Annotated in this window: 15 protein-coding genes; 2 read left to right on the top strand and 13 right to left on the bottom strand. The window is 64.9% G+C overall.

The features are described from left to right. Positions 1-97: 97 nt before the first annotated feature. Positions 98-436, top strand: coding sequence for a flagellar biosynthesis anti-sigma factor FlgM (gene flgM, locus A985_RS0111915; protein ID WP_017233630.1), 339 nt, complete (start codon positions 98-100; stop codon positions 434-436). After that, a complete protein-coding gene (locus tag A985_RS0111910) occupies positions 433-891 on the top strand; it encodes a flagella synthesis protein FlgN (RefSeq protein WP_017233629.1) in 459 nt (152 codons plus the stop codon). The genes flgM and A985_RS0111910 overlap by 4 nt, the downstream gene beginning before the upstream one ends. 17 nt (positions 892-908) lie before the next feature. Here the strand turns inward: A985_RS0111910 and A985_RS0111905 are convergent, their stop codons facing one another. The 13 genes from A985_RS0111905 to A985_RS25220 all read right to left on the bottom strand — a co-directional run bounded on the left by A985_RS0111905 (position 909) and on the right by A985_RS25220 (position 13525). Next, positions 909-1235 carry a type II toxin-antitoxin system HicB family antitoxin gene (locus A985_RS0111905; protein WP_017233628.1) on the bottom strand — a complete coding sequence of 109 codons (327 nt, stop codon included), beginning with the start codon at positions 1233-1235 and terminating at the stop codon, positions 909-911. Then, complete coding sequence (locus A985_RS0111900; protein ID WP_017233627.1) at positions 1225-1479, bottom strand: hypothetical protein; 255 nt, start codon at positions 1477-1479, stop codon at positions 1225-1227. Before A985_RS0111900 ends, A985_RS0111905 begins: the two co-directional genes overlap by 11 nt. Before the next feature lie 131 nt (positions 1480-1610). Further along, a complete protein-coding gene (locus tag A985_RS0111895) occupies positions 1611-2339 on the bottom strand; it encodes an RNA polymerase sigma factor FliA (protein WP_017233626.1) in 729 nt (242 codons plus the stop codon). 37 nt (positions 2340-2376) lie between these two features. Then, positions 2377-3252, bottom strand: coding sequence for a hypothetical protein (locus A985_RS25225; protein WP_017233625.1), 876 nt, complete (start codon positions 3250-3252; stop codon positions 2377-2379). Then, positions 3245-4519 carry a flagellar biosynthesis protein FlhF gene (gene flhF, locus A985_RS0111885; protein WP_017233624.1) on the bottom strand — a complete coding sequence of 425 codons (1275 nt, stop codon included), beginning with the start codon at positions 4517-4519 and terminating at the stop codon, positions 3245-3247. Before flhF ends, A985_RS25225 begins: the two co-directional genes overlap by 8 nt. Continuing rightward, a complete protein-coding gene (gene flhA, locus A985_RS0111880) occupies positions 4516-6621 on the bottom strand; it encodes a flagellar biosynthesis protein FlhA (protein ID WP_017233623.1) in 2106 nt (701 codons plus the stop codon). Before flhA ends, flhF begins: the two co-directional genes overlap by 4 nt. Positions 6622-6624: 3 nt before the next feature. Next, positions 6625-7776, bottom strand: a complete 1152-nt coding sequence (gene flhB, locus A985_RS0111875) for a flagellar biosynthesis protein FlhB (RefSeq protein WP_017233622.1) — start codon at positions 7774-7776, stop codon at positions 6625-6627. Between the two features lie 186 nt (positions 7777-7962). After that, positions 7963-8556, bottom strand: coding sequence for a protein phosphatase CheZ (gene cheZ / locus A985_RS0111870; protein WP_051060153.1), 594 nt, complete (start codon positions 8554-8556; stop codon positions 7963-7965). Between the two features lie 83 nt (positions 8557-8639). After that, positions 8640-9038: a chemotaxis response regulator CheY gene (cheY, locus tag A985_RS0111865; RefSeq protein ID WP_017233620.1), complete on the bottom strand. Its 399-nt coding sequence runs from the start codon at positions 9036-9038 to the stop codon at positions 8640-8642. Positions 9039-9173: 135 nt separating this feature from the next. Beyond that, a complete protein-coding gene (locus A985_RS0111860; RefSeq protein ID WP_017233619.1) occupies positions 9174-10253 on the bottom strand; it encodes a chemotaxis response regulator protein-glutamate methylesterase in 1080 nt (359 codons plus the stop codon). Next, positions 10250-10924, bottom strand: a complete 675-nt coding sequence (cheD, locus tag A985_RS0111855; RefSeq protein ID WP_017233618.1) for a chemoreceptor glutamine deamidase CheD — start codon at positions 10922-10924, stop codon at positions 10250-10252. Before cheD ends, A985_RS0111860 begins: the two co-directional genes overlap by 4 nt. A gap of 1 nt (position 10925) precedes the next feature. After that, entirely contained in the window at positions 10926-11867 is a 942-nt protein-coding gene (locus A985_RS0111850) for a CheR family methyltransferase (protein ID WP_017233617.1), read from the bottom strand. 35 nt (positions 11868-11902) lie between these two features. Next, a complete protein-coding gene (locus tag A985_RS25220) occupies positions 11903-13525 on the bottom strand; it encodes a methyl-accepting chemotaxis protein (RefSeq protein ID WP_039830256.1) in 1623 nt (540 codons plus the stop codon). Positions 13526-13711: the final 186 nt, after the last annotated feature.

The raw sequence follows: 13711 nt of genomic DNA, 5'->3' as shown, positions 1-13711 counted from the left end.
TGAAATCGGTCGGTCGCGGGATCGGGTAACAGGATGTAACTTACCTAAAGTTGCGCCCGACGATGCCGTTACACAGGCAGGTTTCAGGGGAAAGCATATGAAAATCGAACCACCCGCCAATCCGTTGACTGGTGTCGGTCCGGGCAAGGCGCCGACCGACCGGACGACTGCCGCCACGGCGAGCGCCGAAGGCACGAACGCGTCTGTCGCCAGCACGGGCAGCGGCGCGAATGTGAGCGCGAGCGCGCTGTCGTCGGAGATGCGCGCCTTGCAGGCAGCGCTGGCGAAGACGGGATCTGCCGATATTGACGTGGCCAAGGTGGCCGCGATCAAGCAGGCCATCTCCGAAGGAAAGCTCGTCATTGATCCCAGCAAGATTGCGGACGGTCTCATTGCGACCGCGCGCGATCTGCTCTCCACGCAATCGAAGTCATGACCACTGACGCCCTGCTGAAAACTCTCGCCGCCGAAACGAACGCCATTCGCGCGTTTTCGGCGCTGCTTCTCGAGGAACAGCAGGCGTTGGTCAATGGCATGCTCGACGCATTGCCGGAGCTGACCGAGCGCAAGACGCAAGCCGTGACCGACCTCGCAGCCCTTGGGCGCGAACGCGACACCCAGCTGGAAGCCCTGGGCTATCGTCCGGACGAGTCGGGCGCAACGGCGGCGGCCGCCGCCGACACCGGCGTCGACGCCGCGTGGAAGGCGCTGCTGGACGCGGCGATCGAAGCCAAGCGTGCCAATGAAACGAATGGCGTACTGATTCGCACGCGTCTGACCTACACGCAGCAGGCGCTGAACGTGTTGTACGGCCCGCAGCAGAACGCCCCGCTCTACGGCCCCGACGGCCGCACCGCCCCGCGATCGAGCGGCGGCAGCATTACGGCTTGACTACGGCTTGACGCGGCTTAGTTCGCCGCAAGCTTGAGGCTCGCCAGTCGATTCAGACTGACTCCCAGTTCCGCCGCTTCGATGACCAACGCGCGATGTAGCGTTGGGGGAATCCGCACGCGAAATTCACCGCTGTAACGATGCTCGGCCAGCGGTTCCGGCACCGTTTCCCCGTTCGCCTGCATATCGGCGACCACGTCCGTCACCACCTTCCGAATACCGTCCAACGCTCCTTCCGGCGTCACATCCAGCCAGGACAGCGATGGGAATTCGGCACAAAGCCCGACGTGCTCGCCATCTTCCGGCGACCAGGTCAGACGATAGGTGTAATGATTAATGTTCATGCTCTCGGCCCTCGAATTTGCAGATGGCATTCAAGACCTGGCGTACCTGATAAGCCTTCGCCATGCCTCCCGAATTCTGCAAATTGATGCGAGGATTCCCGTGCCATGGCGTTTTGAAGATGGTGTGGCTGCCTGACCGGCGCGGCACGCCAAAGTAGGCTTCGCAGAGAAACACCAACTCGACAAATCGCACATTGGCAGGTTCGCGAGCAATCTTGGCGAGAAGTTTGGATAAGGACGGCATGCCAGAATGGTGCCAATAATAGCACCATTCTTTCAAGGCCGATTTGTCCGAAAAGATGAAGCCTTGCCGCGCCCAAACGCAAAAAAACCCTCGGAAGCGAACGTCCGAGGGCTTGGCTCAATGGGTGTGACTTAACTCGCCGAAGTCCAAGCCTTCTCACGCAACGTTGTGCGCAGGCGCGAGATCGCCTGGCTATGCAACTGGCAGACGCGCGATTCGCTCACTTCCAGCACCGCGCCGATCTCGCGCAGATTCAGGCCCTGGTCGTAATACAGGCTCATGAGCAACTTCTCGCGCTCCGGCAGCCGATCGATCGCATCGATCACGCCGCCGCGCAAGCCTTCGTCGAGCAACATCGTCAGCGGATCGGCGCCCGGATTCGCACAGATCCGGTCAATAAACGGCTCTTCGTCCGCCGAATCGAAATCCTCGTAATAGACCAGTTGGCAACCGTGCACGTCCTGCAGCATCTGCTGATATTCGGCCAGACCGATCGACAGCTCGCCCGCGATCTCGCTCTCCGACGGCCCCCGGCCCAACCGTTGCTCCAGGCGCTGCACCGCCTTCTCGATCTGACGCGCCGTCTTGCGAATGCCGCGCGACGCCCAATCCAGCTCGCGCAACTCGTCGAGCATCGCGCCGCGAATGCGCTGGCTCGCGTACGTTTCAAACTGCGCGCCCTGCGTCTCCTGATACCGGTTCGCCGCATCGAGCAGCCCGAGCATGCCCGCCTGAATCAGATCTTCCAATTCCACGCTCGCCGGCAGCTTCGCCATCAGTTGCAGCGCCAGACGACGCACCAACGGCGCGTATTGCGTCAGCGTGTCGTTCGTGTCGACCTTCCCGCTCGCGGTATACATGTTTCCCTCCGCTTCCTCTCGACGCGTGCCGTGTCGCTCAAGCCGTGTGCGCGCTCACCGCGCCCACGCCAAGCGTTATGTCGTTGCCGCGCTCGCCACCGATGTCACCCACCCCGGCGCCCAACGCGGCCAGCCCCGTCTCTCGCACGGCCAATGGCCAATGCATCACCTGCGCCGCCAGTTGCCGATACGCCACCGCCGCCGGCGCCATCGGGAACGCATCGACCACGGTGCGCGTCAATTGCCGCGCACGCACAACCTGCCGATCCATCGGCACATGGCCCGCCAGCTCCAGCGACACCGCCAGATAACGGCTCGCCGTCGTGGCCAGATTGCGGCACACCACGCGCGCCTCCACGTCCTCCGACCGATTCACCAACACCCGGAACTGCGCCAACGCATACTCGAAATGCGCCTGCTTAATCCACGAATACGCCCCCGTGATCGACGCCGGCTCGCACCCCAGCACCACCAGCACGTCGTGCGCGTGCGCCGCGAGCGGGCTGAGCACCGCCCCCGCGTGCGTGCAATCGATCACCACGACGTCGGGCTCGCTGGTCGTCAACAGCGGCAGCGCGCGCAACGGGTCAATGCGTTCGGGATGCCGATGCGCCACGGGCACCACCACCACGTTGTCGCGCGTGTGCACGCGAATCGCCTCGGGCGACACGCGTCCGGCCAGCACGTCGTGAATGTCGCCGCGCAGCGGCAGACCGAGCGCCGGTGCCGCATGGCCGCTCTCGTCGGCCAGCACGACATCCTGACCGTGATGCGCCAGGGCGCTGGCCAGATTCAGCGCGGTACTCGTCTGACCCGCTTCAGGCGCACTCCCTACCACCGCGACGATTCGCGTGGTGTGACGCGCCACGAGCCGGCGCAGACCTTCCGCTTGATCGAGTACGAGCTTAACCAAAGCAAGCCTCGCCTGAGGGTTGTGCGGGCGCGAACAGCCCGCTGTATTGGGGGTCGACGCCGCGCACCACAGCCGGCAGGTCTTCCTCGGCCGGCACGAATGGCGAGCCCGTGACCGGCGCGGAAAGTGCGGTGTCGATCAGGAATGGTTTGTCGGCCACGTGCAGGTTCTCCGGCACACGCTGTCCCGTGGACACATAATGCACCGGCAAGCGATGACGAATCACCGTATCGAGCACCGACCCGAGATTGGTCGATTCGTCGAGTTTCGTGAGAATGCACCCCGCCAGATCGCCGCCGCCTTGCGCGCTCGCGCTGCGGTAGGCGTGTACCACCTCGTTGAGCGTATCGCCATGACTCGTGGCGTTGAGCAGCAACAGACGCTGCACCGGCGTCTCGGCGCCGCACAACATCGCGACCTGCTCCGGCACCGTACGGTCTCGCTGGCTCATGCCCACCGTGTCGATCAGCACCATGTGCTTGTTGCGCAATTCGGTCAGCGCCAGACGCAGGTCCGTGGCATCTTTTACCGCATGCACCGTCACGCCGAGAATCTTGCCGTAAATGCGCAGTTGCTCGTGCCCGCCGATACGATAGCTGTCGGTGGTGAGCAGCGCGAGCTTCTCCGCGCCGTGCCGCATCACGCAGCGCGCCGCGAGCTTGGCCGTCGTGGTGGTCTTGCCCACCCCGGTCGGCCCCATCAGCGCATACACGCCGCCGCGGTCCATCAGTTCGTCTTCGTTCGGCATGACGGGCAGATTGCGCGTCAGCGCGCGCTTCACCCATGCCAACCCACTCTCCAGATCGCCGCCCTCCGGCAGATGTTCGAGCAGCGCCCGACCCAGTTGCGCCGAGAACCCTGCGGCGAGCAGCGTGCGCAGAATCTCGCCCTGCGCCGGGGAACGACGTTGCTTGTCGTTCCAGACCAGCCCGGCGACCTGCTCTTCGAGCAAGCCGCGCATGCTCTGAAGTTCATCCATCATGGTTTGGGCAAACGCGCTCGTTGCCCCGGCATCATGGGCCGCCGCGATCGGCGCGCCAGTGACGGCAGCGACCGGGGCGACAGGCACCGCCGGGCGTGGACGCGGCCGGTGGGTCGGCATGTCGCCGCCCGCGAGCGCGTCAAGATCCTCTTCCGCCAATGCGACGATTTCCACGCCATTGGCGACCGAGCGATTGGACAACACGACCGCATCGGGTCCGATTTCCTCGCGAATCTGGCGCAGTGCATCGCGGCACGTGCCCGCAAAGAATTTCCGAATCTTCACCCTTGACCTCCGATGAGTGCCGTCATTTTCACATTCCGTGTGTCAGGCACTTCCGCATACGACAAAACCTTGAGCTGCGGCAAGCTGCGGCGCAAGAAGCGCGAGAGCAGCGAACGCAGCGGATGTTGGACCAGCAGTACCGACGGCAAGCCCTGACGCTCCTGGCGCGCCACCGCGGCCTGCGTCTCGCGCAGCAGCGTGTCCGCGAGACCCGGCTCCAGCCCCGTGCCACCGCCTGCCGACAACGCCTGCGTGAGAATTCTTTCGAGATTGGCATCGAGCCCCACCACCTCGAGATCGCCACTTCCCGGGAACACGCTTTGCGTGATCGCGCGGCCGAGCGCCAGGCGCACCAGCGCCGTGAGGTCGTGGGCGTCCTGTACGCGCGTACCGTGTTCGGCGAGCGTATCGATGATCGTGCGCATGTCGCGAATCGGCACCTGTTCCTCGAGCAGGTTCTGCAAGACTTTCTGCAACGTGGTGAGCGCGATCGTCTTCGGCACCAGATCTTCGATGAGCTTGGGCGCGTCCTTGCCGATGCGCTCGATGAGCTGCTGCACTTCCTGACGGCCCAGCAACTCGTGCGCGTGGGCGTTGATCAGGTGGTTCAGATGGGTGGCGACCACCGTCCCGGCATCGACCACCGTGTAGCCATACGCCTGCGCCTGATCGCGCTGACCGACATCGATCCACGTCGCCGGCAAGCCGAAGGCCGGATCGCGCGTGGGCGTGCCCTGCAGCGGTGCGCTGACCTGCCCCGGATCGATGGCGAGCAGTTGCCCCGGATACGCTTCGCCTTCGCCGATGACCACGCCCTTGAGCGTGATGCGGTACTGGTTCGGACGCAGCTCCAGGTTGTCGCGAATGTGCACCACCGGTGCGAGAAAACCGATTTCCTGGGCGAATTTCTTGCGGATGCCCTTGATGCGCTTGAGCAATTCGCCGTCCTGATTGCGGTCGACGAGCGGAATCAGCCGATAGCCGACCTCCAGTCCGAGCGGGTCGACGAGCGCCACGTCGTCCCACGACGCTTCGGCCACTTCGGCCGGCGCGCTGGACGCAACGGGGGTCGGACGCGCGGCCTGTTGCTTCTCGGCCTCGGCGCGGCGGAACTGATAGCGAGCGAGCGCCCCCAGCCCCAAGGCCAACAGCAGAAAGGCGAAGTGCGGCATGCCCGGAATCAAGCCCATCAGACCGAGAATCGCCGCCGTGATCCCCAGCACGCGCGGATTGCTGAACAGTTGAGAGACGACCTGCTGGCCGATGTCTTCATCGGTCGCCACGCGCGAGACGACCACACCGGCGGCCGTGGAGATCACCAGCGCGGGGATCTGCGCGACGAGACCGTCGCCAATGGTCAGCAGCGTGTAGTTCTTCGCCGCCATGCCGATATCCAGGCCGTGCTGGGCCACGCCGACGATCAGCCCGCCGACGATGTTGATGATCATGATGAGCAGACCGGCGACCGCATCGCCGCGCACGAACTTCGATGCGCCGTCCATCGAGCCGTAGAAGTCGGCTTCCTGGGCGATCACCGAGCGACGCTTGCGCGCCTCCTCTTCGCCGATCAGTCCGGCGTTCAGGTCGGCGTCGATGGCCATTTGCTTGCCCGGCATCGCGTCGAGGGTGAAGCGCGCGCCGACTTCGGCGATGCGCCCGGCGCCCTTCGTGATCACCATGAAGTTGATGACCACGAGGATGATGAACACCACGATACCGACGGCGTAGTTGCCGCCCACCAGGAAGTGGCCGAACGCCTCGATCACCTTGCCGGCGGCGTCCGGGCCGGTATGGCCTTCGAGCAGCACCACGCGGGTGGATGCCACGTTCAGCGACAGGCGCAACAAGGTGGAGAACAGCAGCACGCTCGGGAACGCCGCGAAGTCTAGCGGCTTTTGCGTGTACATGCTCACGAGCAGCACCATCACCGCCAATGCGATGTTGAAGGTGAAGAGCAGATCCAGGATGAACGGCGGCAACGGCAGGATCATCATGCCCAGAATCATGATGATCAGCACCGGCGCGGCGAGCGACTTCAGATTGCCGCCGAGGAGCAGTTGCGACGAGCGCAGTAGCTGGTTCGCGCGAGGGTTGAGGTTCATTCGTTACACTCGTTTCGACCCGGCGCGCCGCGGCGCGTCGAGTTCGGCCGGCACCGGCAGATCCGACGGGGTAACGGGCGCGGCGCCCCCCTCGGTGCGCCAGCGGCGAAGCTGGAAGACCCACGCCAGCACTTCGGCCACGGCCGTGTAGAGCGTGGCCGGAATTTCGTGACCGATGTCCACGTGCGCGTGCAGTGCCCGTGCCAGCGGCGGGGCTTCGAGAATCGGAATGTGGTGCTCGGCGCCCATCTCGCGGATGCGCAGCGCAACGAGATCCGTGCCCTTGGCCAGCACGCGCGGTGCCGTCATGTTTTCCTTGTATTCGAGCGCAACGGCAAAGTGCGTCGGGTTGGTCACGATCACGTCGGCCTTGGGCACGTCCTGCATCATGCGACGGCGCGCCGTCTGGCGCTGCAACTGGCGGATGTGCGCCTTGAGATGCGGATCGCCTTCGCTTTCCTTGTTTTCCTGCCGCACTTCCTCTTTGGTCATGCGCAGCTTCTTGTAGTGCTGCCAGAGCTGGAAGGGGACGTCGATGGCCGCCACCAGCATCAGCGATGCCACGATGAACGCACAGCACACCGCGATCAACTCGCCCACATACGGCAAGGCCGCGCGGGGCGACTGCGTCATCAGCCCCATGACCGCGTCGCGGTCGCGCGCAATCGCCCAGTAGGCCACGGCGCCGACGAGCAGCGTCTTGGCCACCGCCTTGACGAGTTCGACCAGCCCCTGCACGGAAAACATGCGGCCCAGCCCCTTGAGTGGGTTCAGGCGGCCGAAGTTGGGCGCGAGCGACTGGGTGGTGAAGAGCCAACCGCCCAGCGCCATCGGGGCGACAATCGCCGCGAGCACCAGCACACCGAGCAGCGGGGCAATGGCGATGAGCGCGTCGGCGCCCGAGCGTGCGGCATAGGAGAGCATGCGGTGGGTGTCGAGGGCGGTGCCCGGCTCGAACTGCATCCCGTGGCGCATCAGTTGGGCGAAGCCTTGCGAAATGCGGTCAGCCGTCATCCACAAGCCGGCCACTCCGGCCGCCAGCAAGGCGAACGTGGACAGTTCCCGCGAACGCGCAACCTGTCCTTCCTCGCGCGCCTTTTCAAGGCGCCGGGGAGACGCAGGTTCCGTCTTTTCGAGATCGCTATCCTCAGCCATGCCTTATCCACTGCGGGCGGACGAAGCCACCCTATCGCGACCGATTATGGCCGTAACCGTCAAGTCACAAAGGGGGGAATAGAGGCGGGATTGGGCGGTATTTCGCGCCGGCGTGCGGCAAAGGTCGGAAACGCCGTCAAAAAGCGACGCCCCGGCAGCCCGTCGACGGGCCGGCGGGGCGAATCCTCAGAAGCCGAGGCTGGCGAGCAGGTCGTCGACCTGCCCTTGATCGGACACGATGTCGGTGCGGCCATCGGTCTTGACCTGCGGCCCGTTGAGCAGCGAATCTTCGGCTTCCTTGCGCTTCTCGGGCGGCATGTTTTCGAGCAGCGTCTGCAACAGGTGCTTCTCGATCTCCTGCACGACATCCATGATCTTCTTGATGACCTGTCCGGTCAGATCCTGGAAGTCCTGCGCCATCATGATTTCCATCAGATGGTGGTTGGTCGCGCGCGTGTCGTCCGGCACGCGACGCAGATACGTGCGCGTCTCCACGACCAGCTTGCGGGCATCGTCGAGTTCGAGCGGCTCGTCGAACCACTTGGCCCAGCGTTCGTCGAGTGCGTTGGCGTCCGCTTCGAGACGATCCTGAAGGGGCTTGGCCAGTTCGATGGCCGTGAGCGCCCGCACCGCCGCCTGCTCGGTCAGGGTGGCGACATAGTTCAGGCGGTCGCGCGCGTCGGGAATCGCTTCGGCCGCCTGCTCGAGTTGCTTGTCCAGCCCGAGTTCGCGCAGGTTGTCACGCAGCATGCGCGTCAGCTGCCCAACGCGCATGAGCATGCGCGCGGACGGGTCCGCTTCGCCGGTCACGTAAGCGCCGTTGGGCTCACCCGGCCATTCAGTGCTCGCCTCGTGGGTCACGCTCACGCCCCTGTCTTAACCATTTTCTCGAAGATCTTGCCCAGCTTTTCATCGAGCGTCGCGGCCGTAAACGGCTTGACCACATACCCGCTCGCCCCGGCCTGGGCAGCCGCGATAATGTTTTCCTTCTTCGCTTCGGCCGTGACCATGAGCACCGGCAGCTTTGCGAGGTTCGGATCGGCTCGGATCTGCTGAAGCATCGTCAGGCCATCCATGTTCGGCATGTTCCAATCCGAGACCACGAATTCGAAGCTGCCGCCACGCAGCTTGGCCAGCGCCGCCGCACCGTCTTCCGCTTCGTCGACATTGGAGAAGCCCAGCTCCTTGAGCAGGTTTCTCACAATCCGGCGCATCGTCGGAAAATCGTCGACGACCAGGAATTTCAAGTTCTTGTCTACCATCATTACTCCAATTCAGCCGGCGCCCCGCGGGGGCCGGCGATATTCATGGGCAGATTTCGCCACCACTTGGTGCCCCAAGTGTGTCCGCAAATCGACGCGACGCATACGGCGAAAAAACGCCAAAAAAGCGCCCTACTATACCCGCTGGGTGCGATCGCCAAATTTCGCAACCTGATGCAGCACTTTGCGGGCCATTTCGTGCAACGGCACCACTTCTTCCGCCCCGCCCATCGCAATGGCCTCGCGCGGCATGCCGAACACGATGCAACTCGCCTCGTCCTGCGCGAAGGTGTGCGCGCCGGCCCGGCGCATTTCCACGAGTCCGGCCGCGCCGTCGCGGCCCATGCCCGTGAGAATCACGCCGATCGCATTGCGTCCGGCGTGAACCGCCGCGGAGCGGAACAATACATCGACCGACGGACGATGTCGATTCACCGGCGGCGCCGCATCGAGCAAGGCCACATAGTTCGCGCCGCTGCGCGAGAGCTGCAGGTGGGTGTCGCCGCCCGGCGCGATGTACGCGTGGCCCGGCAGCACCCGCTCGCCATGCTCGGCTTCCTTCACCGTAATGCGGCACAGGCCGTTCAGGCGCTGCGCGAACGACTTGGTGAAGCCCGCCGGCATATGCTGGGTAATCAAAATCGCCGGGGCGTCCGGCGGCATCGGCACGAGCACCTCACGGATCGCCTCCGTGCCGCCCGTCGACGCGCCGATGATGATCAGCTTCTCCGTCGACACCAGCGGGTTACGCAGTAGCGGCGCCGCTTCGACCGGCACGGGCGTCGCGCTCTTGGGCGGGGCGCTGCGCACGCGGGCGCGCGCGGCGCCACGAATCTTGTCGGCAATCATCTCGCCGTACTCGAGCATGCCGTCGCGAATGCCCAGGCGCGGCTTCGTCACGAAGTCCACGGCGCCGAGTTCGAGCGCGCGCAGCGTGACTTCCGAGCCGCGCTCGGTCAGCGACGACACCATGAGCACCGGCATCGGACGCAAACGCATGAGCTTCTCAAGGAAGTCGAGCCCGTCCATGCGCGGCATTTCGACGTCGAGCGTGAGCACGTCCGGGTTGTGCTGCTTGATCAGGTCGCGCGCCACGAGCGGGTCGGGGGCGGTCGCCACAACGGTCATGTCCGGCTGCGCATTGATGATCTCGGTCATCAGGCTGCGCACGAGTGCGGAATCGTCCACGCACAGGACTTTGATAGGTTCGCTCAAGCCTCCTCCATTTGTCGGTTGTCAGGCCCCGGCCGAGGCTTGGCGTTTCTGGCCGGTGGCGCAAAGAGTTCTACGGAACCCCGGACTTCGCGTGCACGCAGTCGCTGCGCGTACGCCTGTTCGCGCTGGGCAATGGCCGGGTCGCCCCGGTCGCCCAGCTTTCTGACCATCACCCGCCCGGTGCGCGGCAAAAAGCATACCTTGCGCGGATGCGGTCCGAGAAGATCCTGCGCCGTGACGCGAATCTGCTCCATCTCCAGATAGCGCAACACGAAGTTCGCATTGCGATCGCCGATGTTCAGCGTGGTCATGCCCGCGAGCACCGCGCCGCCGCCGAAGACCTTCGCCTCGAGCCGTTCGCGCCGTGCGCCGAGCTTGATCAGCTCGTTGATAAGCATTTCCATGGCGTAAGCGCCGTAGCGCATCGACGCCGAGAGTATACGGTTGCGCTCGCTCTCGCCATCGTCGGGCAGCATGAAATGATTCATGCCGCCGATACCCGTGACGGTATCGCGCACACACGCGGCCACGCACGACCCGAGCACCGTCACGAGCATGATGTCCTCGGTCGTGACGTAGTACTCGGACGGCAGCAGCTTCACCGCCTGCGTGTCGAACGCATTGTCGAAGTAGTGGTTGGTGGCGAGCGCCTCGGCCAGTGGCTGCGTCATGTCAGGCCCCTCGCGCGGTCGAGCCGGCCAGCTCGTACACCGTCTGCCCGCGCAGCCGGAACGCCTGGCTCACGTAGGTGAAGTTCTCGGAGTGCCCGGCGAAAAGCAAACCATCCGGCTTGAGCAAGGGCACGAAGCGCTCGAGAATGCGCGCTTGCGTGGCCTTGTCGAAATAGATCATCACGTTGCGGCAGAAAATGACGTCGAACGGACCGCCGATCTGCCACGACGGCGCGAGCAGGTTGAGCGGCGCGAACGTCACGAGCTGCTGCAGCTCCGGACGCACCTTGATCTTGCCCTCGTTGGCGCCCGTGCCCCGCAGGAAGTGGCGGCGCAACTGCTCTTGCGAGAGCTTGCCGGTCTGCTCGCCGCTGTAGACCGCGCTCGATGCCCGCGCGAGCACCTGCGTGTCGAGATCGGTGGCGAGCACGCTCGCGCTGGGCCGCGTGCCGAGCGTGTCGACGAGCGTCATCGCAATCGAATACGGCTCTTCGCCGGTCGACGCCGCGCAGCACCAGATCGAGATCGGTTTGGCCCGCTGACGCACGAAGTCGGCGAGCAGCGGGAAATGATGCGACTCGCGGAAGAACGACGTCAGGTTGGTCGTCAACGCGTTGGTGAACGACTCCCATTCGGTCTCGCCGGTGTCAGCCTCGAGCATGTCGAGGTATTCGGTGAAGCTCGTCATCCCGAGCGCGCGCAGACGCCGCGCGATGCGGCTGTACACCATTTCGCGCTTGTGCTCCGCCAGGGCGATCCCGGCGCGCTGATAGATCAGATGACGGATGCGGCCGAAATCGGTCAGCGAGAAGGTGAAGTCGCGCTCGCCGGAGAGGGCAGCACCGCTGGCGCGCGCAAAACCCGCGCTGCGCGAGCCGACGTCGCCGTCGATGCCCGCGGCGCCTCGACGTGTCGTAGGTGATATCGTGCGCGAATCAGTCATGTCGTCTCACTTTGCCACCGCGGCAATTGTTCGCGCTATGCCGCGCGAGCCAGGGGTTGCGGCGCCGGCCCGCGACGCGGCGCGCCCATCGCGTGAACGGCCCCGCCGGCACCGCTCGTCTGGAACACCGCCACCGCCGCGCGCAGATCGTGCGCCTGCGATTCCAGCGATCCCGCAGCGGCGGCCGCTTCTTCCACGAGCGCCGCGTTCTGCTGCGTCACCTCATCCATCTGCGTCACGGCGCGGTTGACCTGCTCGATACCGCTCGACTGCTCGTTCGATGCCGCCGAGATCTCCCCCATGATGTCCGTCACGCGCTTGACCGCCTGCACGATCTCACCCATGGTCTGCCGCTGCTGAGCGACGAGCGCCGTACCGTCCTGCACGCGGCGCGCCGACTCTTCGATCAGCGCCTTGATTTCCTTCGCCGCTGCCGCACTGCGCTGCGCCAGCGTGCGCACTTCGCCCGCCACCACGGCAAAGCCACGGCCCTGCTCGCCCGCACGGGCGGCTTCCACGGCGGCGTTCAGCGCCAGAATGTTGGTCTGGAATGCGATCCCGTCGATCACACCGATGATGTCGACGATCTTGCTCGAGCTGGTCGAGATGCCGTCCATCGTCTCGCCCACCTTTCCGGAGACCTGACCGCCACGGGTCGCGATCTCCGACGCGTTCACGGCAAGCTGGCTCGCCTGGCGCGCGTTGTCCGCGTTCTGCTTGACGGTGGCGGTGAGTTGCTCCATCGACGACGCCGTTTCTTCGAGCGACGCGGCCTGCTGTTCGGTGCGTGCCGACAGATCGGTGTTGCCCGCCGCAATTTCCTGCGCCGCCGTCGTGATCGATTCGGTGCCCTCGCGGATCTGCCCGATGGTCTCGGCCAACGTGCGCTGCATGCGTTGCATCGCGTAGAGCAGGCTGCTGTTGTCGCCTGGCGCCAGCATCACGTGGCTTTGCAGATCGCCACTCGCGATGCGATGGGCGATGTCGGCCGCGTATTCCGGCTCGCCGCCGAGGCTGCGCTGCACGTTGCGAATGATCGCGATCATCGCGGCCGTCACGATGGCGCCGATGAGCAACAGGGCAATGCCGTAGCGAATCAACGCACTGTAGAACGCTTCGTCGACGTCCTGCATGTACATGCCGCTCATCACACTCCAGTCCCACGGCGCGAAGTACTTCACGAACGAGAGCTTTTCCAGGCGCTTGTCGCTGCCCGCGACACGACCGTGGTATTCGACGAAGCCCGAGCCCTTCTCCTTGGCGACACGAGCCATCTCGACGAACAGCAGCTTGCCGTTCGAATCCTTATAGTTCGAGACGTCCTTGTTCACCAGATCGGCCAGCGTCGGATGCATGAGCACGACCGGCTTCGAGTCGAACACGACCAGGTAGCCGCTGTCGCCATAGCGCATCGTCTTCAGGCGAGCCATGGCCTGTTGCTTCGCTTCGTCGACGCTGATCTTGCCCGCCGCCGCTTGTGCCGCGTAGTCGCGCACGATACCGTCGGCACTCGTGACGACGCTTTGCACCGCCGCACGCCGCTCCGACACCATCGTGCTGCGTTCATGCCAGGCGGCCCAGCCGCCGAAAATCAAAAGACCCAGCCACATCAGCGCAAGCGCGGACCAGAGTTTTGCCTTGAGACTCAATTGCTTCATGATGTGACCCTCCACTGCCTGCACGTCGCGTGCGCGATGCGCGCGACGGTTTTCGTCTTGCCGATTGCTGCCAGAGCGCGCGCGACGCGCGATCAGAAGGTCTCCCAGTCGCCGCTGGCGTCATCCGTGCCGGTGCGGGCGCTTGCCGCAGGGGCAGCCGCCGCCGGTGCCGGTCTGCGCGGCGCG

It is taken from the genome of Pandoraea sp. B-6 (genome assembly GCF_000282835.1).
Lineage (GTDB): Bacteria > Pseudomonadota > Gammaproteobacteria > Burkholderiales > Burkholderiaceae > Pandoraea > Pandoraea cepalis.
This window is presented reverse-complemented; position numbering and strand designations above follow the sequence as displayed.

Bases quoted from the DNA above. Each gene is read 5' to 3' on its own strand.
- flgM (WP_017233630.1), top strand. From the start codon at position 98: ATGAAAATCGAACCACCCGCCAATCCGTTGACTGGTGTCGGTCCGGGC.
- A985_RS0111910 (WP_017233629.1), top strand. From the start codon at position 433: ATGACCACTGACGCCCTGCTGAAAACTCTCGCCGCCGAAACGAACGCC.
- A985_RS0111905 (WP_017233628.1), bottom strand. From the start codon at position 1,235: ATGAACATTAATCATTACACCTATCGTCTGACCTGGTCGCCGGAAGAT.
- A985_RS0111900 (WP_017233627.1), bottom strand. From the start codon at position 1,479: ATGCCGTCCTTATCCAAACTTCTCGCCAAGATTGCTCGCGAACCTGCC.
- A985_RS0111895 (WP_017233626.1), bottom strand. From the start codon at position 2,339: ATGTATACCGCGAGCGGGAAGGTCGACACGAACGACACGCTGACGCAA.
- flhA (WP_017233623.1), bottom strand. From the start codon at position 6,621: ATGAACCTCAACCCTCGCGCGAACCAGCTACTGCGCTCGTCGCAACTG.
- flhB (WP_017233622.1), bottom strand. From the start codon at position 7,776: ATGGCTGAGGATAGCGATCTCGAAAAGACGGAACCTGCGTCTCCCCGG.
- cheZ (WP_051060153.1), bottom strand. From the start codon at position 8,556: ATGCTCATGCGCGTTGGGCAGCTGACGCGCATGCTGCGTGACAACCTG.
- cheY (WP_017233620.1), bottom strand. From the start codon at position 9,038: ATGGTAGACAAGAACTTGAAATTCCTGGTCGTCGACGATTTTCCGACG.
- cheD (WP_017233618.1), bottom strand. From the start codon at position 10,924: ATGACGCAGCCACTGGCCGAGGCGCTCGCCACCAACCACTACTTCGAC.
- A985_RS0111850 (WP_017233617.1), bottom strand. From the start codon at position 11,867: ATGACTGATTCGCGCACGATATCACCTACGACACGTCGAGGCGCCGCG.
- A985_RS25220 (WP_039830256.1), bottom strand. From the start codon at position 13,525: ATGAAGCAATTGAGTCTCAAGGCAAAACTCTGGTCCGCGCTTGCGCTG.